General features: G+C 55.8%; 17 protein-coding genes. 8 read left to right on the top strand and 9 right to left on the bottom strand.

Going from position 1 to position 17169, the window contains the following annotated elements; genetic code table 11:
• Nucleotides 1-28: 28 nt before the first annotated feature.
• The 5 genes from ftsZ (at nt 29) to mutT (ending at nt 6196) form a co-directional block, all read left to right on the top strand.
• Nucleotides 29-1180, top strand: coding sequence for a cell division protein FtsZ (gene ftsZ, locus AC0TNG_RS13615; protein ID WP_008501978.1), 1152 nt, complete (start codon nt 29-31; stop codon nt 1178-1180).
• A 101-nt stretch (nt 1181-1281) separates the two neighbouring features.
• Nucleotides 1282-2199 (top strand): UDP-3-O-acyl-N-acetylglucosamine deacetylase, encoded by a 918-nt coding sequence (lpxC, locus tag AC0TNG_RS13610; protein WP_008501977.1) that lies wholly within the window; start codon nt 1282-1284, stop codon nt 2197-2199.
• A 279-nt stretch (nt 2200-2478) separates the two neighbouring features.
• On the top strand, nt 2479-2982 hold the full coding sequence (secM, locus tag AC0TNG_RS13605; RefSeq protein ID WP_073961640.1) for a secA translation cis-regulator SecM: 504 nt from the start codon (nt 2479-2481) through the stop codon (nt 2980-2982).
• A gap of 58 nt (nt 2983-3040) precedes the next feature.
• Entirely contained in the window at nt 3041-5746 is a 2706-nt protein-coding gene (gene secA / locus AC0TNG_RS13600; RefSeq protein ID WP_024907463.1) for a preprotein translocase subunit SecA, read from the top strand.
• A gap of 57 nt (nt 5747-5803) precedes the next feature.
• Complete coding sequence (mutT, locus tag AC0TNG_RS13595; RefSeq protein ID WP_473712531.1) at nt 5804-6196, top strand: 8-oxo-dGTP diphosphatase MutT; 393 nt, start codon at nt 5804-5806, stop codon at nt 6194-6196.
• Between the two features lie 34 nt (nt 6197-6230).
• Here mutT and yacG read toward each other — a convergent pair whose 3' ends face one another.
• From yacG to coaE, 3 genes are read right to left on the bottom strand one after another with little or no spacing between them, the layout of a single operon-like run.
• Nucleotides 6231-6425: a DNA gyrase inhibitor YacG gene (yacG, locus tag AC0TNG_RS13590; protein ID WP_024907465.1), complete on the bottom strand. Its 195-nt coding sequence runs from the start codon at nt 6423-6425 to the stop codon at nt 6231-6233.
• Nucleotides 6426-6434: 9 nt separating this feature from the next.
• Nucleotides 6435-7178: a cell division protein ZapD gene (gene zapD / locus AC0TNG_RS13585; RefSeq protein ID WP_248165997.1), complete on the bottom strand. Its 744-nt coding sequence runs from the start codon at nt 7176-7178 to the stop codon at nt 6435-6437.
• Nucleotides 7178-7798 (bottom strand): dephospho-CoA kinase, encoded by a 621-nt coding sequence (gene coaE / locus AC0TNG_RS13580; RefSeq protein ID WP_473712530.1) that lies wholly within the window; start codon nt 7796-7798, stop codon nt 7178-7180. The genes zapD and coaE overlap by 1 nt, the downstream gene beginning before the upstream one ends.
• A 228-nt stretch (nt 7799-8026) precedes the next feature.
• Here coaE and AC0TNG_RS13575 point away from each other — a divergent pair, with 228 nt between their 5' ends.
• Nucleotides 8027-9070, top strand: coding sequence for a GMP reductase (locus AC0TNG_RS13575; protein WP_023310407.1), 1044 nt, complete (start codon nt 8027-8029; stop codon nt 9068-9070).
• Nucleotides 9071-9113: 43 nt separating this feature from the next.
• Here AC0TNG_RS13575 and hofC read toward each other — a convergent pair whose 3' ends face one another.
• From hofC to nadC, 4 genes are all read right to left on the bottom strand, one after another.
• Nucleotides 9114-10298, bottom strand: a complete 1185-nt coding sequence (gene hofC, locus AC0TNG_RS13570; RefSeq protein WP_473712529.1) for a protein transport protein HofC — start codon at nt 10296-10298, stop codon at nt 9114-9116.
• Nucleotides 10288-11670 carry a type II secretion system protein GspE gene (gene gspE / locus AC0TNG_RS13565; RefSeq protein WP_473712528.1) on the bottom strand — a complete coding sequence of 461 codons (1383 nt, stop codon included), beginning with the start codon at nt 11668-11670 and terminating at the stop codon, nt 10288-10290. The genes hofC and gspE overlap by 11 nt, the downstream gene beginning before the upstream one ends.
• A gap of 10 nt (nt 11671-11680) precedes the next feature.
• A complete protein-coding gene (gene ppdD / locus AC0TNG_RS13560) occupies nt 11681-12118 on the bottom strand; it encodes a prepilin peptidase-dependent pilin (protein ID WP_024907471.1) in 438 nt (145 codons plus the stop codon).
• Nucleotides 12119-12292: 174 nt separating this feature from the next.
• Nucleotides 12293-13186 carry a carboxylating nicotinate-nucleotide diphosphorylase gene (gene nadC / locus AC0TNG_RS13555; RefSeq protein ID WP_248166007.1) on the bottom strand — a complete coding sequence of 298 codons (894 nt, stop codon included), beginning with the start codon at nt 13184-13186 and terminating at the stop codon, nt 12293-12295.
• A gap of 87 nt (nt 13187-13273) precedes the next feature.
• Here nadC and ampD point away from each other — a divergent pair, with 87 nt between their 5' ends.
• Both ampD and ampE read left to right on the top strand, forming a co-directional pair.
• A complete protein-coding gene (gene ampD / locus AC0TNG_RS13550) occupies nt 13274-13825 on the top strand; it encodes a 1,6-anhydro-N-acetylmuramyl-L-alanine amidase AmpD (protein ID WP_417927864.1) in 552 nt (183 codons plus the stop codon).
• Between the two features lie 9 nt (nt 13826-13834).
• Nucleotides 13835-14689 (top strand): beta-lactamase regulator AmpE, encoded by an 855-nt coding sequence (gene ampE, locus AC0TNG_RS13545; protein WP_090419051.1) that lies wholly within the window; start codon nt 13835-13837, stop codon nt 14687-14689.
• An 18-nt stretch (nt 14690-14707) separates the two neighbouring features.
• Here the strand turns inward: ampE and AC0TNG_RS13540 are convergent, their stop codons facing one another.
• Together AC0TNG_RS13540 and AC0TNG_RS13535 are read right to left on the bottom strand one after the other, a co-directional pair.
• Nucleotides 14708-15658 (bottom strand): glycoside hydrolase family 43 protein, encoded by a 951-nt coding sequence (locus AC0TNG_RS13540; RefSeq protein WP_473712527.1) that lies wholly within the window; start codon nt 15656-15658, stop codon nt 14708-14710.
• A 10-nt stretch (nt 15659-15668) separates the two neighbouring features.
• Complete coding sequence (locus AC0TNG_RS13535; protein WP_090419044.1) at nt 15669-17066, bottom strand: glycoside-pentoside-hexuronide (GPH):cation symporter; 1398 nt, start codon at nt 17064-17066, stop codon at nt 15669-15671.
• Nucleotides 17067-17169: the final 103 nt, after the last annotated feature.

Genomic DNA, 17169 nt, shown 5'->3' with positions numbered 1-17169 from the left:
GGCGACAGGCACAACGGAGAGAGAAATTATGTTTGAACCTATGGAACTGACCAACGACGCGGTGATTAAAGTCATCGGCGTCGGTGGCGGCGGCGGTAACGCCGTAGAGCATATGGTGCGTGAACGCATTGAGGGTGTTGAGTTCTTCGCAGTTAACACCGATGCACAGGCACTGCGTAAAACGGCTGTAGGCCAGACTATCCAGATCGGCGGTGGTATCACCAAAGGGCTGGGAGCAGGGGCTAACCCGGAAGTGGGTCGCAATGCGGCTGAAGAAGATCGTGAAGCCCTGCGCGCTGCACTGGAAGGTGCGGACATGGTCTTCATCGCAGCAGGTATGGGTGGCGGTACCGGTACCGGCGCAGCACCTGTTGTGGCTGAAGTGGCAAAAGATTTAGGTATCCTGACCGTTGCTGTCGTGACCAAGCCTTTCAACTTTGAAGGCAAGAAGCGTATGGCGTTCGCGGAGCAGGGTATCACCGAGCTGTCCAAGCATGTGGACTCGCTGATCACCATCCCGAACGATAAGCTGTTGAAAGTTCTGGGTCGCGGTATCTCCCTGCTGGACGCATTCGGTGCAGCAAACGACGTGCTGAAAGGTGCGGTTCAGGGTATCGCTGAACTGATTACCCGTCCTGGCCTGATGAACGTTGACTTTGCAGACGTTCGCACCGTGATGTCCGAAATGGGCTACGCGATGATGGGCTCTGGCGTGGCGAGCGGTGAAGACCGTGCAGAAGAAGCGGCTGAAATGGCTATCTCTTCTCCACTGCTGGAAGATATCGATCTGTCTGGTGCGCGCGGCGTGCTGGTCAACATTACCGCTGGCTTCGACCTGCGTCTGGATGAGTTCGAAACCGTGGGTAACACTATCCGTGCGTTCGCCTCTGACAACGCTACCGTGGTAATCGGTACTTCCCTTGACCCTGAAATGAACGACGAGCTGCGTGTTACCGTTGTTGCGACCGGTATCGGTATGGACAAACGTCCTGAGATCACCTTAGTGACCAACAAGCAGACTCAGCAACCGGTAATGGATCGTTACCAGCAGCACGGTATGTCTCCTCTGACTCAGGAGCAGAAACCGGCCGCGAAAGTGGTGAATGACCCAACGCCGCAAACGGCGAAAGAGCCAGATTATCTGGATATCCCGGCGTTCCTGCGTAAGCAAGCTGACTAAGAATTGGCTGGAATTAGGGGATTTGCGCTCTTTGTGCTAAACTGGCCCACCGTTAGTGATATACACTCTCGGTTGGATAGTTAATTTGGCGAGATTATACGATGATCAAACAAAGGACACTTAAACGTATCGTTCAGGCGACTGGTGTCGGTTTACATACCGGCAAGAAAGTCACGCTGACGTTACGCCCTGCGCCGGCCAATACCGGGGTCATCTATCGTCGCACCGACTTGAATCCACCGGTAGATTTTCCGGCCGATGCCAAATCTGTGCGTGATACTATGCTCTGTACTTGTCTGGTGAACGAGCATGACGTGCGGATTTCTACCGTAGAGCACCTGAACGCCGCCCTGGCGGGTCTGGGTATCGACAACATTATTGTTGAAGTCGATGCGCCAGAAATCCCGATTATGGATGGCAGTGCTGCACCGTTCGTCTATCTGTTGCTGGATGCCGGCATCGAAGAACTGAACTGCGCGAAGAAATTTGTACGCATCAAAGAGACCGTTCGCGTCGAAGATGGCGACAAGTGGGCTGAATTCAAACCGTACAATGGTTTCTCGTTGGACTTTACCATCGACTTTAACCATCCGGCGATTGACTCCAGCACCCAACGCTATGCGATGAACTTCTCTGCTGATGCGTTTATGCGCCAGATCAGCCGAGCCCGTACATTTGGCTTCATGCGTGATATCGAATATCTGCAGTCCCGCGGCCTGTGCCTGGGCGGCAGCTTCGATTGTGCCATCGTTGTTGACGATTATCGCGTACTGAACGAAGACGGCCTGCGTTTCGAAGATGAATTCGTTCGTCACAAAATGCTGGATGCTATCGGCGACCTGTTCATGTGTGGTCACAACATCATTGGTGCATTTACCGCGTTCAAATCCGGTCATGCGCTGAACAACAAACTGTTGCAGGCCGTCCTGGCAAAACAGGAAGCCTGGGAATATGTGACCTTCGAAGACGAAGCTGAACTGCCGCTGGCTTTCAAAGCACCAAGCATGGTTCTGGCGTAACGGTTCAAACCGTTTCGTAAAAAAATCGACTGGTTAACCTGGTACTCTCTCCGACCAGGAAGACCAGTCGTTTTTATTTTTACCCTTCTTCGTTTGCCCCGGCGTTATCTCTCGTTTGTCTTACGCAGAAAATGTGTGCGTTAGCTGCATTCTTGACCGTTTTTCCCCGCGGCGGCACCTCATTCCTGCTGATGTACATTAGCTTTAGTGGTACTATCTGGGCGCTAAAAAGAATAACTGAACTCAGCCTCTGCAAGGCTGGCTTATTGGGTGGAGCAGGTGAGCGGAATACTGACGCGCTGGCGACAATTTGGCAGACGTTACTTCTGGCCGCATCTCTTATTAGGGATGGTCGCGGCGAGTTTCGGCTTGCCTGCGCTCAGCAACAGTGCAGAAGCGGCGACGCCCGCGAAAACCTCTACCACCAAACACGATCTCAACACGCGGGTTAACTTTACAAACCTCGCGTGGCTTGAAGCCAGCCGCCGCCCGAATTTCTCCGTTGATTACTGGCACCAGCACGCTATCCGCACGGTTATCCGTCATCTCTCCTTCGCGATGGCACCACAGGCCATGCCTGTTGCGGAAGAGACGCTTCCGGTGCAGGCACAGCATCTTGCGCTGCTGGACACGCTCAACGCGCTGCTCACGCAGGACAGCCAGCCGCCGGTTATGGTTCGCCAGACGACGCAGCTCGCGCTCGTTCCGCCTGTCTCATTCTCTGTTTCAACCTGGATTAGCCAGACTCACGGCATTCGTGCCGGGCCGCAACGCCTCAGCTAAATTAACTTTTTCAATACCTTAATTTATCTGCCCACGATGGGGCGTTTGAGAATTTATTATGCTAATCAAATTGTTAACTAAAGTTTTTGGTAGTCGTAACGATCGTACCCTGCGCCGTATGCGCAAAGCTGTTGCCGTCATCAACGGGATGGAACCGGCGATGGAGAAGCTCTCTGATGATGAGCTGAAAGCGAAAACGGCGGAATTCCGTGCGCGTCTGGAAAAAGGCGAAACCTTAGAAAGCCTGATCCCGGAAGCGTTTGCAGTTGTGCGTGAAGCAAGTAAGCGCGTATTCGGCATGCGTCACTTCGACGTTCAGCTGCTGGGCGGTATGGTGCTTAACGAGCGCTGCATCGCGGAAATGCGTACCGGTGAAGGTAAAACCCTGACCGCAACGCTGCCGGCTTACCTGAACGCGCTGACCGGTAAAGGCGTTCACGTCGTTACCGTCAACGACTATCTGGCGCAGCGTGACGCCGAAAACAACCGTCCACTGTTCGAATTCCTCGGTATGACCGTCGGCATCAACATGTCCGGCCTGCCTGCGCCAGCCAAGCGTGAAGCGTATAACGCGGACATTACCTACGGTACCAACAACGAATACGGCTTCGACTACCTGCGTGACAACATGGCGTTCAGTCCGGAAGAGCGCGTCCAGCGTAAGCTGCACTACGCGCTGGTGGATGAGGTGGACTCCATCCTGATCGATGAAGCGCGTACTCCGCTTATCATCTCCGGCCCGGCTGAAGACAGCTCCGAGATGTACCGTAAGGTCGACAAAATCATTCCACACCTGCTGCGTCAGGAGAAAGAGGACTCGGATACCTTCCAGGGTGAAGGCCACTTCTCCGTTGATGAAAAAGCGCGCCAGGTGAACCTGACCGAACGCGGTCTGGTGAAAATTGAAGAGCTGCTGGTTGCTGAAGGCATTATGGAAGAAGGCGAGTCTCTGTACTCCCCGAGCAACATCATGCTGATGCACCACGTGACCGCCGCGCTGCGCGCCCACGCGCTGTTCACCCGCGACGTCGACTACATCGTAAAAGACGGCGAAGTGATCATCGTCGATGAGCACACCGGCCGTACCATGCAGGGACGTCGCTGGTCTGACGGTCTGCACCAGGCTGTGGAAGCCAAAGAAGGTGTGGATATTCAGAATGAAAACCAGACGCTGGCGTCTATCACCTTCCAGAACTACTTCCGTCTGTACGAAAAGCTGGCGGGGATGACCGGTACTGCTGATACCGAAGCGTTTGAATTCAGCTCTATCTACAAGCTGGATACCGTGGTCGTTCCAACCAACCGTCCGATGATCCGTAAGGATATGCCGGACCTGGTGTACATGACCGAAGCGGAAAAAATTCAGGCGATCATCGAAGATATTCGCGACCGTACTGCCAATGGCCAGCCGGTTCTGGTGGGGACCATCTCCATCGAGAAATCCGAAGTGGTTTCGCACGAGCTGACGAAAGCGGGTATCCAACACAACGTTCTTAACGCCAAATTCCACGCCAAAGAAGCGGACATCGTTGCGCAGGCGGGTTATCCGGCTGCCGTAACCATCGCCACCAACATGGCGGGTCGTGGTACCGACATTATGCTGGGCGGTAGCTGGCAGGCTGAAGTGGCGGAGCTGGAAAACCCAACGCCAGAACAGATTGCCCAGATCAAAGCCGACTGGCAGGTTCGTCATGACGCCGTTCTGGCTTCCGGCGGTCTGCATATCATCGGTACAGAGCGTCATGAATCCCGTCGTATCGATAACCAGCTGCGTGGTCGTGCGGGTCGTCAGGGTGATGCCGGTTCATCCCGTTTCTACCTGTCTATGGAAGATGCGCTGATGCGTATTTTTGCCTCCGACCGCGTGTCCGGCATGATGCGTAAGCTGGGGATGAAACCTGGCGAAGCTATTGAGCACCCGTGGGTCACCAAAGCGATCGCTAACGCACAGCGTAAAGTGGAAAGCCGCAACTTTGATATCCGTAAGCAGCTGCTGGAATATGATGACGTGGCTAACGATCAGCGCCGTGCGATCTACACCCAGCGTAACGAACTGCTGGACGTGTCCGACGTGAGCGAAACCATCAACAGCATTCGTGAAGATGTGTTCAAAGCCACCATCGACGCGCATATTCCACCGCAGTCTCTGGAAGAGATGTGGGATATTGAAGGCCTGCAGGAACGTCTGAAAAATGACTTTGACCTCGAACTGCCAATCAAAGAGTGGCTGGACAAAGAGCCTGAGCTGCACGAAGAGACCCTGCGTGAACGTATCTTTGAAACCGCGCTGGACGTTTACAAGCGTAAGGAAGAGGTTGTTGGCGCTGAAATGATGCGTCACTTCGAAAAAGGCGTGATGCTGCAGACTCTGGACTCCCTGTGGAAAGAACACCTGGCGGCGATGGACTACCTGCGTCAGGGTATCCACCTGCGTGGCTATGCGCAGAAAGATCCGAAGCAGGAATACAAGCGTGAATCCTTCTCCATGTTTGCGTCTATGCTGGAGTCACTGAAGTATGAAGTGATCAGCACCCTGAGCAAGGTTCAGGTGCGTATGCCGGAAGAAGTGGAAGCGATGGAGCAGCAGCGTCGTGAAGAAGCCGAGCGTCTGGCGCAAATGCAACAGCTGAGTCATCAGACCGACGACAGCGAAGCCGCAGCGGCGATCGCCGCGCAGACCGGCGATCGTAAAGTGGGCCGTAACGATCCGTGCCCGTGTGGTTCCGGTAAAAAGTACAAGGCGTGCCACGGCCGTCTGAGCTAAGTTCATAAAAAAACAAAAAGGCGCAGACATCTGCGCCTTTTTTATGGAAGTAACAATATGAAAATACTGCAAATTGCCGTCGGGATTATTCGCAACCCGCAAAACCAAATCTTCATCACCCAGCGCGCTGCCGACGCCCATATGGCGAACAAGTGGGAGTTTCCGGGCGGTAAAATCGAGTCAGGTGAAACGCCGGAAGAGGCGCTGGTTCGGGAACTTCAGGAAGAGGTGGGGATCACTCCGCTTGGTGCAACGCTGTTTGATAAGCTTGAGTACCAGTTTCCGGACAGGCACATCACGCTGTGGTTCTGGCTGGTGGAAAACTGGGAAGGTGAACCCTGGGGAAAAGAGGGACAGCCGGGTAACTGGGTAGAGCTTCAGGCAAGTGATGCCGAAAAATTCCCGCCAGCTAATGAACCTGTGATCCTGCGGTTAGTCGCACAAACGTAGGCCTGCTGAGCGACGCGCCAGCAGGCTTTACAGATTACTGCTGGGTTTCACTCCAGTCGTCGCTGTCCGAGAGATCGCCTTTACTCGGAATGCGTTTCTCTTCCGCCGCCCATTCGCCCAGGTCAATAAGCTGGCAGCGTTTGCAGCAGAATGGGCGGAACGGACTCACTTCGCCCCAGACAACGGTTTTGCCACAGGTAGGGCAGTTTACGGTGGTGACATCAGACATCGGCACTCCTTAACAACAGGCCAGTTCAAAATCGAGACGTTCCGGCACGGTGCCATTTTCACTGTCCAGCGGCATAAAGCGAATCGCAAAGCGGCTCTTATGCCCGGAAATCTGTGGGTAAAGCTGTTCGCCAAGAGACAGATTCAGACGCAGAAGATCGGCATCATCACCGTTATCCTGGAAGAAACCATTCAGGCTGGTTTGCTTGCGGAACGGTGCAGAGTTACGAATCAGATCGAGGATCAGCGACAGCGTCTGGTGCATCGGCTCCAGGCTTGCCAGCCAGCTGTTCACCTGCGCGTCACGCTGCGGCTGTGGCATATGTAGCCACATATGCAGCGTCGGCAGGTCGAAGCTACAGCAGCCGCCAGGGATGCTCAGACGTTGGCGCACCAGGCCAATCAGGCGGTCTTCACGCAAAAACTGCCCGACGCGCGGCGCGGCCATCAGGATGCTGCTGCTGGTTTTAAGCTGCTGACGAAGGGAATCGATACGGCTTACATCCACCCCGGGGACCTCAGCCCATGCCTGTAATTTACGCTGCTGGCGCTCCAGCTCTTTGAGTAATTCTGTGCGGACATCGCCGCGTTCAATCACATCCAGCAGATCGCCTACGTTGCGGAAGAAGTGCAGCGCCGTAGCGTGATCGTTAACCGGCAGATGTTGTGAAAGCTGCTGAATGAGGAATTCGATGCGCAGCCAGGTGCGCATTTTTTCGTTGAGCGGATGCTCAAAAAGGATGTGTGTCGACATTATGGTTTTTCCTGTGCAACGGCCTGCGCGGCAAACGTCAGATACTGCGCGTGCAGACGGGCAACATCCGATGCAATGGCATCTGGTGCGCCGTTATTATCAATGACATCATCCGCCACGGCAAGGCGCTGAGCGCGCGTAGCCTGAGCGGCAAGAATGTGTTCAGCATGCTCCCGCGAGACATGGTCGCGCGTCATGGTTCTCTGGATTTGCGTTTCGGGAGAGACATCAATCACCAGCACCCGATCGGCTTTCTTCTGCAGCTGATTTTCAACCAGTAGCGGAACCACCCATAAGACATAGGGCGAGCGGGCCGCAGCGATCTGACGCTGAGTTTCCAGGTGGATGATGGGGTGGAGAAGGCTATTAAGCCAGGCTTTTTCCGCGGAATCGGAAAAAATGCATTCGCGAAGCTGACGGCGATTCAGTGTGCCATCGGCATTGATGATGGCCTGACCAAAATGTTCTGCGATGGCCTTTAGCACGGGTGTATTGGGCTCTACCACCTGGCGGGCAATGATATCGGCATCGATAATCGTGATACCCAAACGAGAGAAAGCGTCAGCAACGGTACTTTTGCCACTACCGATGCCGCCGGTTAATGCGACGATATACCCCATTAAATCAAATCCTGGGAATTATTCATTTTTAAAATCAGTTGATTAAAATTCTTACGTGCGCCAGCCACTGTTTAGCCCCGTTTACCGGCTTTTTACCAGGTAAATTTATAGGATTGTAGCGTAAAAAAAGAGAATTTCGCAGTCTTGCGGAGCAGGTATTAGTGCGTATGATAACGTCACTGGAGTTGTGCTTTTAACATATTTGCCTCTAACCCCAGGAATCCGCACATGCGTATCGAAGAAGATCTGAAGTTAGGTTTCAAAGACGTTCTTATCCGCCCTAAACGCTCTACACTGAAAAGTCGCTCAGACGTTGAACTCGAACGTCAATTCACCTTTAAGCATTCCGGTCAGACCTGGTCTGGCGTGCCGATCATCGCTGCCAACATGGATACTGTGGGAACCTTTGAGATGGCAACCGCCCTGGCACAGTTCGACATTCTCACCGCCGTGCACAAACATTACAGCCCTGAAGAGTGGAATGCGTTCGTTGCGTCCGCGTCTGCTGACGTGGTGAAGCATGTGATGGTCTCTACCGGCACCTCCGATGCGGATTTCGAGAAGACTAAACAGATCCTGAATGCTAACCCGGCGCTGAACTTCGTTTGTATTGATGTGGCGAATGGTTACTCCGAGCACTTCGTGCAGTTCGTCAGCAAGGCGCGCGAGGCCTGGCCGACGAAAACCATCATCGCGGGCAACGTGGTGACCGGTGAAATGTGTGAAGAGCTGATCCTCTCCGGTGCAGATATCGTGAAAGTAGGTATTGGCCCGGGCTCCGTATGCACCACACGCGTCAAAACCGGCGTCGGTTATCCGCAGCTCTCCGCCGTCATTGAATGTGCCGACGCGGCGCACGGGCTCGGCGGCCAGATCATCAGCGACGGCGGTTGCACCATGCCGGGTGATGTTGCGAAAGCCTTCGGTGGCGGTGCGGACTTCGTGATGCTCGGCGGTATGCTGGCAGGCCATGAAGAGAGCGGTGGTACCGTGGTTGAAGAGAACGGCGAGAAATTTATGCTGTTCTACGGCATGAGCTCTGAATCCGCGATGACCCGTCACGTCGGTGGCGTGGCAAAATACCGTGCGGCAGAAGGCAAAACCGTGAAGCTGCCTCTGCGCGGACCGGTTGAATACACCGCGCGCGATATCCTCGGCGGCCTGCGCTCGGCCTGCACCTACGTTGGGGCATCCCGCCTGAAAGAGCTGACAAAACGTACAACGTTTATTCGCGTTCAGGAACAGGAAAACCGCGTATTCAATAGCCTGTAATGGTTTTCGCTGGCGCATGCCCATGCGCCAGCACTGTTCTGCACTAGCCCGCACTCATCGCATCTCCCAGATGGAAAATCGGCAGGTACATTGCCACCACCAGCGTGCCGATGATGACCCCAGTCACAATCAGAAGCACCGGCTCGAGAAGCGCCGCCAGGTTATCTGCTCGTTGAAAGGTCTGTTCCGTGTGGTGTCGGGCGAGGTTTGCCAGCATGATGTCCAGCGCACCTGACATTTCGCCGGTTCGTAAAAGCTGAATACACAGCGGGGTAAACAATGCCGCCTTCTGAAAGGATGACCAGACGGGCAGACCTTTTTCAATGTCCTCCCGCACGCTGCGAAGTATCCCTTGCCAGTACCGGTTCTCAACAGTTTCTTCTGCACTCTCCAGGCCCTGTAAAAAGGGGATGCCCGCCTGTTGCGTGAGTGACAGCACGGTAAAGATATGTCCCAGTTTTTGACCTTTTGCCAGTGCGCCGAACACGGGAGTGAGCATCAGGATGCGCTGCCAGCGAGGGTTCTGCCGCAGAATCCAGGCGGTGGCTAAGGGCGCGAGTAACGCGGCGAACAGCGCAAGGGCATATGACCGCATAAATGCGGCCATCCCCATGACCATTTGCGTCAGCAGCGGAAGCGGAGTGTTAAACGTTTTGTAGATCGCGGCAAACTCGGGCAAGACCAGGATGACCATCGCCAGCACCACGAGTACGGCCAGGGTCAGGACGATCGCCGGGTAGCGCAGCGCCTTTTTCACTTTCGCACTGAGCTGCTGCTGCGCTTTTTGCTGCTGCGCGAGCTGGCGACAGCACTCCTCCAGCTTCCCTGTGAGCTCACCGGTTTTCACCATCGAGACATGCAGCGGGCTAAAAACGGCTGGCCACTTTTTTAGCGACTCAGAAAAGGGGGCTCCCTCACTAAGCTCATCGGCAATGTTTTGCAGCAGCGCCTGCCACGGTTTTAACGGATGTTGCTCTGCCAGCATCTGCAGGCTGTGGGACAATGTCAGCCCGGCATGCAGAAGCGTTGCGAGCTGGCGAAACATCTCGTAGCAGTGATGTGGCCGCCAGCGGTGTCGCTGAGCGCATCGGGTCAGCGTCAGAGGATGGAGGCCGCTGTGCATCAGCCTGGTGAAGGCGGCATTGCGGTCTGTGGCCCAGAGTGTCCCGCTTCGGGGTTCTCCTTCCTGGGTGAGCGCTCGCCAGCGCCAGAGCTGATTAGCAGCCATCCGGCATGCCCAGGACGCGCACCAGCTCTTCGATCGTGGTCATCCCCTGTTCGACGGCCATGCAGCCGTGCTCAAAAAGAGAAATCATTCCCGCCTGCCGGGCGCTCGCCTCTATCACTTCTGTTCCCGCCCCGCTGGTAATGGCCTTCCGCAGGGCATTGTCGATCGCGAGTACCTCAAAAATGGCCACGCGGCCATAAAAACCGTGATAACAACGCTCACAGCCGATGGGCTGCCAGCGTGGAAGCGGTCTGGACCATACGGCGTGCGGTAATTCAGCATGCTCGCTGGCTTCCCGGCGACAGTGCGGGCACAGACGCCGGACCAGCCGCTGGGCAATCACCATCGACAGCGCGGAAGATATCATCCAGCGCGCCACGCCCATCTGCTCCAGGCGAGTCAGGGCTTCCGTCGTCGAGTTGGTGTGCAGCGTTGATAGCACCAGGTGCCCGGTCTGGGCAGCATTAATGGCAATCCCGGCCGTTTCACCGTCACGAATTTCGCCGACCATAATGATGTCTGGATCCTGGCGTAGCAGCGCCCGCAGCACGCTCTGGAATGTTAAACCCGCCCGGGGATTAATCTGCGTCTGGTTTAATCCCGCAAGGGGGATTTCAATGGGATCCTCCACGCTACAGATGTTGACGTCAGGGGTGTTACGCGCCTGCAGCGCGCTATACAGCGTCACGGTTTTGCCGCTGCCGGTAGGGCCGGTAACCAGAATTAGCCCCTGCGGCTGGTGGAGGGCCTCATTAAAACAGGCCAGTTGTTCAGCACTCATGCCAAGCGCTTTTGGCTCAAGGGCCTGCTGAACCTGATGCAGGAGACGCAGCACAATTTTCTCGCCGCCGCTGCAGGGAAGCGTCGCGATCCGAAACGAGACCGGCGCGTTCGCCAGCTCAATCGTAAACTGACCGTCCTGTGGCAAACGACGCTCTGCAATATCCAGGTTACCCAGCACTTTTAAACGCGCGCTGAACTGGCTTGCCAGCGAGGCGGAAAGCGGAGGCTGGGGGCAAAGAACCCCGTCGATGCGTAAACGGATCTGGCACGCGTGCTCCATCGGTTCGATATGAATATCAGAGGCGCGCTGGTTGATTGCCTGCTGCAGCGTGTGGTTGAGGATATCTACCGTTGAGTGCGTTAGCGAAACAACGGGCAGATGGGATTGTGACGTTAGCTGTCGCTGTTTTTCCATGCGCTCAGCGCTCCAGCACTCAATATCAATTCGTTTCTGGGTGGCGAAACGCAGCGCCTCCATCAGTTCAGCCGCGGGGTTGCCTACAACGGCGATGCTGACCATGTCACTGTCGCTGTCGAGCAGCAGAGCGTGATGGCGCAGGCAAAGCGCCACGAGTTGATCGGTGTTCATTTTCCGCTCCTCAGTTATTGTCGAAGCGGAAAACGTCTTCGCAGGCCTGCTTCAGGGCGCTGTCAGCACTGATGCTGCAGTCACGCGTCCAGCCCGTCATACCGTTGCCGTCGCTCCACCGTGGCGTCATGGTTACCGTCAGCCCGTTAAGACTCTCCTGTCCTGTTAAGGTCACGACCCCTTTCGCTACGCTCATTCCTGAAACGTAGCGTGTCGTGGTGGGGGAAGGGATGCCGTTGCTGCCGGCATCGCAGCTTTCCACACCACCGTGATCCAGCGCGCAAAGCTCGATGGCGGTGCGGTAGGGAACGAAGGTTTGCAGCATATCGGTCAGCGCCGCCTTGCGCAGGTAATTCTGATAGGCGGGGACGCCGATGGCGCTCAGAATCGCAATAATGCCAATGACCACCATCAGCTCAATGAGTGTGAAGCCTTGTTGTCTGTCCATATCTGCTCCTTATGCAAAGTGGCGCTACTTTGTCAGCGGGAAAGAACAGAAACGAGGGGCAAAAAAGGGAACGGGAAGGGGGCTTCAGAGAATTTATTCAGTATTGCAGGGAAGAACAGCGGATCTGCGAGCGGGGCAGAAATTCCCCTCTCCGGGTGGAGAGGGGAGAATGCGTTATTTAAAGCGCATTGAGAGGTCGAGAGCGCGAACGTGTTTGGTTAGCGCACCGACGGAGATGTAATCCACGCCGGTTTCGGCGAATTCACGGATCGTTTCGAAAGTGACGTTCCCGGACACTTCAAGCTGAGCCCGGCCGTTTGTCAGTTTTACCGCCTCGCGCATCTGCTCTGTTTCGAAGTTATCGAGCATGATGATATCGGCCCCGGCCTTAATCGCCTGCTCCAGCTCGTCCAGGTTTTCCACTTCCACTTCAACCGGCACATCCGGGTGCAGCCAGAAGGCTTTCTCCACCGCCTGACGCACGGAGCCAGAGGCAATAATGTGGTTCTCTTTAATCAGGAAGGCGTCGGACAGGCCCAGACGATGGTTTGCGCCCCCGCCGCAGAGCACCGCATATTTCAGCGCGGTGCGCAGGCCCGGCAGCGTTTTGCGGGTATCCAGCAGCTGAGTGCGGGTACCGGCCAGCAGGTCAACGTAGCGACGCACTTCGCTGGCCACGCCTGAGAGCGTTTGTACAAAATTGAGCGCGGTACGTTCGCCGGTCAGCAAGACGCGGGAAGGTCCGTCCAGTTCGAACAGCGGCTGGTTGGCCTTGACTGCATCGCCGTCTTCCACGTGCCATGTTACCTGCACATCGTCGCCCGCCAGTTGAGTAAAGACCTCTTCAACCCAACGCTTGCCGCAAAAAACACCGTCTTCACGGGTGATGATGACCGCGTGGGAGCGCGTCTCTTTTGGCAATAATTGTGCGGTAATATCCTTATCAGCATTAACGTCACCGCCCAGATCTTCTTTCAAAGCATGGGAGACGCTTGCCGGAATATCCATATTAATACGTTCCAGAAGCGCTTCACGTCGGTGGTCGGGGTTATAGCGGCGAGGCGGCATGATAAAACTCCAAATTGGTAACGAATCATAATATTGAAACATGCTACTCTGAACCGAGTCATTGCACCATACAGAAGGAGTTCCAGCATGTTGTTAGAAGACGGATGGCTGGTGGATGCGCGGCATGTGCCCTCGCCGCACCACGATTGCCGCCCGGAGGATGAAAAGCCCACACTGCTGGTGGTTCATAATATTAGTCTCCCGCCGGGTGAATTTGGCGGCCCGTGGATCGATGCGTTATTCACGGGAACGATTGATCCCGCTGCTCATCCCTTTTTTGCTGAAATTGCACATCTGCGCGTATCGGCTCACTGCCTGATTCGTCGCGATGGTGAAGTGGTTCAGTATGTTCCCTTTGATAAGCGCGCCTGGCATGCCGGGGTGTCGATGTATCACGGGCGCGAACGGTGCAACGATTTTTCTATCGGGATCGAACTGGAAGGCACGGATACCACGCCCTATACCGATTCACAGTATCAACAGCTAGCGGCCGTGACCCGCACGCTTATCGGACTCTACCCGGCTATCGCCGACAATATCACGGGGCACAGTGATATTGCCCCGGAGAGAAAAACCGATCCCGGCCCGGCCTTTGACTGGTCCCGGTTTCGCGCCATGCTCACCGCGTCGTCAGAATAAGGAGATACCATGACGTTGTTTACCATGCTGCTGGTTATCATCGCTGAACGCCTGTTCAAGCTCGGCGAGCACTGGCATCTGGATCACCGGCTGGAGGTGTTTTTCCGCCGGATTAAGCACTTTTCCATGCTGCGCACGCTGCTGATGATGGCGGGCGTGATGGTCATTACGTTCCTGCTCCTGCGCTCGCTGCACGGACTGTTTTTCAACGTGCCGCTGCTGGTGGTGTGGATCCTGCTTGGGGTGCTGTGCATTGGTGCGGGCAAGGTGCGTTTGCACTATCACGCCTACCTGAAAGCCGCCTCCCGTGACGATGCCCATGCGCGCAATGCTATGGCGAGCGAACTGACCATGATCCACGGCGTGCCGCCGGACTGCGACGAGCGCGAATTTCTGCGCGAACTGCAGAACGCGCTGCTGTGGATTAACTTCCGCTACTACCTGGCGCCGCTGTTCTGGTTCGTGGTGGGCGGCCCGTGGGGGCCGGTACTGCTGATGGGGTATGCGTTCCTGCGCGCCTGGCAGACCTGGCTTGCCCGCTATCTGACGCCGCATGAACGTTTGCTGTCCGGCATCGATGCCATCCTGCACGTGCTCGACTGGCTCCCGGTGCGCCTGGTGGGCGTGGTGTATGCGTTAATTGGTCATGGTGAGAAAGCGCTGCCCGCGTGGTTTGCTTCGCTGGCTGACCGCCATACTTCGCAGTATCAGGTGTTAACGCGTCTGGCGCAGTTCTCGCTGGCGCGTGAGCCGCATACCGACAAGATTGAAACACCAAAAGCCGCTGTCTCCATGGCGAAGAAAACGTCGTTTGTGGTGGTGGTGATCGTGGCACTGCTGACGATTTACGGCACGCTGGTGTAAGCCAGCGCGCCGCAAAGACTACAGCGTATCCGCGGGCGGGATGCCGAAATCAGGCATCCCGTTTTCATTCCAGCGGACGAGCTTCAGGCGGGTATGCCGGTTCGGATCGTACAGCGGGTCGCCCTCAATTTCGGTGTAGTTACGCGCGTGATACACCAGCACGTCTTCCCCTTCCGGCGTTTGCGTAAAGCTGTTGTGTCCCGGGCCGAACTGGCGGTTTTCATAGCTGGTAACGAACACTGGACGCGGGGATTTGTGCCAGTTTGCCGGGTTTTGCGGATCGGCATTCAGGTCTATCCACAGTAGCCCCATACAGTAGTTCTCGTCGGTGGCGCTGGCGGAATAGCTGATAAACAGCTTATCGCCGTGAATCAGTACCGCCGGGCCTTCGTTAACCCAGAACCCGCGACATTCCCAGTCATACTCCGGCTTGCTGAGCATCACCGGCTCGCCTTTTAGCGTCCACGGGTTCGCCATTTCGCACAGGTAAAGGTTGGAGTTCCCGGTGATATCCGGCGCTTTTTGCGCCCACAGATACCAGCGTTTTCCCTGATGCACAAAGGTGGTGGCGTCCAGGGCGAAGGTGTCGAAAGGCGTTTTAATCCGCCCTTTTTCCACCCACGCGCCGGTGAGCGGATCGTCGTCAGCACATTCAATGGCGAACATCCGGTGCTGGAACATCCCGAGCGCGTCGAGCGCTTGGGTGTGCGTCGCGGCAAAGTAGATGTACCACTTGCCGTCAATGTGGTGCAGTTCCGGCGCCCAGATCAGCTGGCTCATGGGGCCGGTCTCGGGTTTGCGCCAGACCACAACTTCTTCAGCATGGCGTAAGCCTTCCAGCGACGCTGCGCGGCGTATCGCCAGCCTGTCGTACTGCGGCACGGAGGCGATAAAATAGTACTCCCCCTCATGGTGTAAAATGTACGGGTCGGCGCGTTGTTCGATAAACGGGTTTGGCCACTGATGCATTTGGCTCTCCTTATTTTGTCTCTGCGGCTTTCAGTTCCTGATAGTCGCTCAGTTCACGGTAATTGGTGCGACGTTTTTCCAGATCTTCCTGAATGCGTTTCATCGTTTCACGGTCAACCTTCAGCAGCCGTACTACGCCCGCGGTGATTAAGTATCCAATGCCGGGAATGACGGTAAACAGCAGGACGATCCCGTTGATGGCGTCCGCGCTCTGCGCTTTTGCGCCCGCGTCATAGCCGTACCAGGAGAGCAGGAAGCCGACCATCGCACCGGCAATCGCCAGCCCTAATTTCAGGAAGAAGATGTTGCCGGAGAAGCTGATGCCCGTGATGCGCTTCCCGGTCTTCCACTCGCCGTAGTCGTCCACGTCGGCCATCAGCGACCAGTGCAGCGGAGACGGGATCTGGTGCAGGATGTTCAGCAGGACGTAGAGCACCACAATGGTGACGGTGGCTTTCGGGTCGAAGAAGTAGAAGGCGCAGGAGAAAATCGCCAGCACGATGTTGGTCCAGAAGAAGACCTTCAGCTTACACCAGCGGTCGGTCAGCACTTTTGCCAGCACGCTGCCGAGCATCATGCCGACCACGCCCAGGCTGATAAACAGCGTAGCGAAGTGGGTGCTCTGGCCCATCACCCAGGTGACGTAATACATGGTGGCCGCCATACGGATAAAGCCCGGGCAGACGTTGCAGAGCGTCAGCAGCAGAATGCGTACCCACTGGTCGTTCTTCCACACGTCTTTCAAATCGTTTTTCAACTCGTCGTTGGTCTGTACCGCCGGGCGCACGCGCTCGCGCACGGTGGCGAAGCAGAACAGGAACATGCAGGTGCCAATCAGCGCCAGCACGGTCATCGCCATCTGGTAGCCTTTGGCTTTGTTATCCCCGCCAAACCAGTCGGCCATTGGCAGCAGCGTTAATGAGAGCAGCAGCGTGGCGATGCCGACCAGCACGAAGCGATACGACTGGCAGGCCACGCGTTCTTTTGGATCGTTGGTGATTACCCCTCCTAAGGAGCAGTAGGGGATGTTGATTGCCGTATAGGTCAAAGAGAGCAGGAAGTAGGTGACAAACGCATAGATAACTTTGCTGTTATAGCTCCACTCCGGCGTGGTGAACATCAGGATGCTGAACAGCGCGTAGGGGAAGGCGATCCACAGCAGCCATGGACGAAACCGGCCATATTTACTGCGGGTACGGTCGGCAATCGCGCCCATGATCGGGTCCGTTACGGCGTCAATTACGCGGACGGACAGCAGCAGCACGCCGACCAGCGCAGGCGCGAGGCCAAAAATATCCGTATAAAAATAGTTAACAAACAGCATGATGGCGCCAAAGATAATGTTGCATCCGGCGTCGCCCATCCCATAGCCGATCTTTTCTTTTACTGACAGTGTGTTGTTATCCATCGACAGCTCTCCGGTTTACGGTATGGAGAGAATTATTCGCTGGCGAAGGGATATATGCGTTGCAGTATCAGGGCGGTGATATGGATAAATGCGCTGTGGGCGC

The sequence above is a fragment of the Enterobacter sp. PL_is514 genome (assembly GCF_055816715.1).
The sequence above is the reverse complement of the archived record's forward strand: the minus strand, read 5'-3'. Positions and strand labels throughout refer to the sequence as shown.

Coding starts and splice junctions, on each gene's coding strand:
- coaE (WP_473712530.1), bottom strand. CDS start 7,798: ATGGGGTATATCGTCGCATTAACCGGCGGCATCGGTAGTGGCAAAAGT.
- ppdD (WP_024907471.1), bottom strand. CDS start 12,118: ATGGACAGACAACAAGGCTTCACACTCATTGAGCTGATGGTGGTCATT.
- zapD (WP_248165997.1), bottom strand. CDS start 7,178: ATGTCGACACACATCCTTTTTGAGCATCCGCTCAACGAAAAAATGCGC.
- lpxC (WP_008501977.1), top strand. CDS start 1,282: ATGATCAAACAAAGGACACTTAAACGTATCGTTCAGGCGACTGGTGTC.
- ftsZ (WP_008501978.1), top strand. CDS start 29: ATGTTTGAACCTATGGAACTGACCAACGACGCGGTGATTAAAGTCATC.
- gspE (WP_473712528.1), bottom strand. CDS start 11,670: ATGAACACCGATCAACTCGTGGCGCTTTGCCTGCGCCATCACGCTCTG.
- hofC (WP_473712529.1), bottom strand. CDS start 10,298: ATGGCTGCTAATCAGCTCTGGCGCTGGCGAGCGCTCACCCAGGAAGGA.
- yacG (WP_024907465.1), bottom strand. CDS start 6,425: ATGTCTGATGTCACCACCGTAAACTGCCCTACCTGTGGCAAAACCGTT.
- AC0TNG_RS13540 (WP_473712527.1), bottom strand. CDS start 15,658: ATGCATCAGTGGCCAAACCCGTTTATCGAACAACGCGCCGACCCGTAC.
- nadC (WP_248166007.1), bottom strand. CDS start 13,186: ATGCCGCCTCGCCGCTATAACCCCGACCACCGACGTGAAGCGCTTCTG.
- ampE (WP_090419051.1), top strand. CDS start 13,835: ATGACGTTGTTTACCATGCTGCTGGTTATCATCGCTGAACGCCTGTTC.
- mutT (WP_473712531.1), top strand. CDS start 5,804: ATGAAAATACTGCAAATTGCCGTCGGGATTATTCGCAACCCGCAAAAC.
- ampD (WP_417927864.1), top strand. CDS start 13,274: ATGTTGTTAGAAGACGGATGGCTGGTGGATGCGCGGCATGTGCCCTCG.
- secA (WP_024907463.1), top strand. CDS start 3,041: ATGCTAATCAAATTGTTAACTAAAGTTTTTGGTAGTCGTAACGATCGT.
- AC0TNG_RS13535 (WP_090419044.1), bottom strand. CDS start 17,066: ATGGATAACAACACACTGTCAGTAAAAGAAAAGATCGGCTATGGGATG.
- AC0TNG_RS13575 (WP_023310407.1), top strand. CDS start 8,027: ATGCGTATCGAAGAAGATCTGAAGTTAGGTTTCAAAGACGTTCTTATC.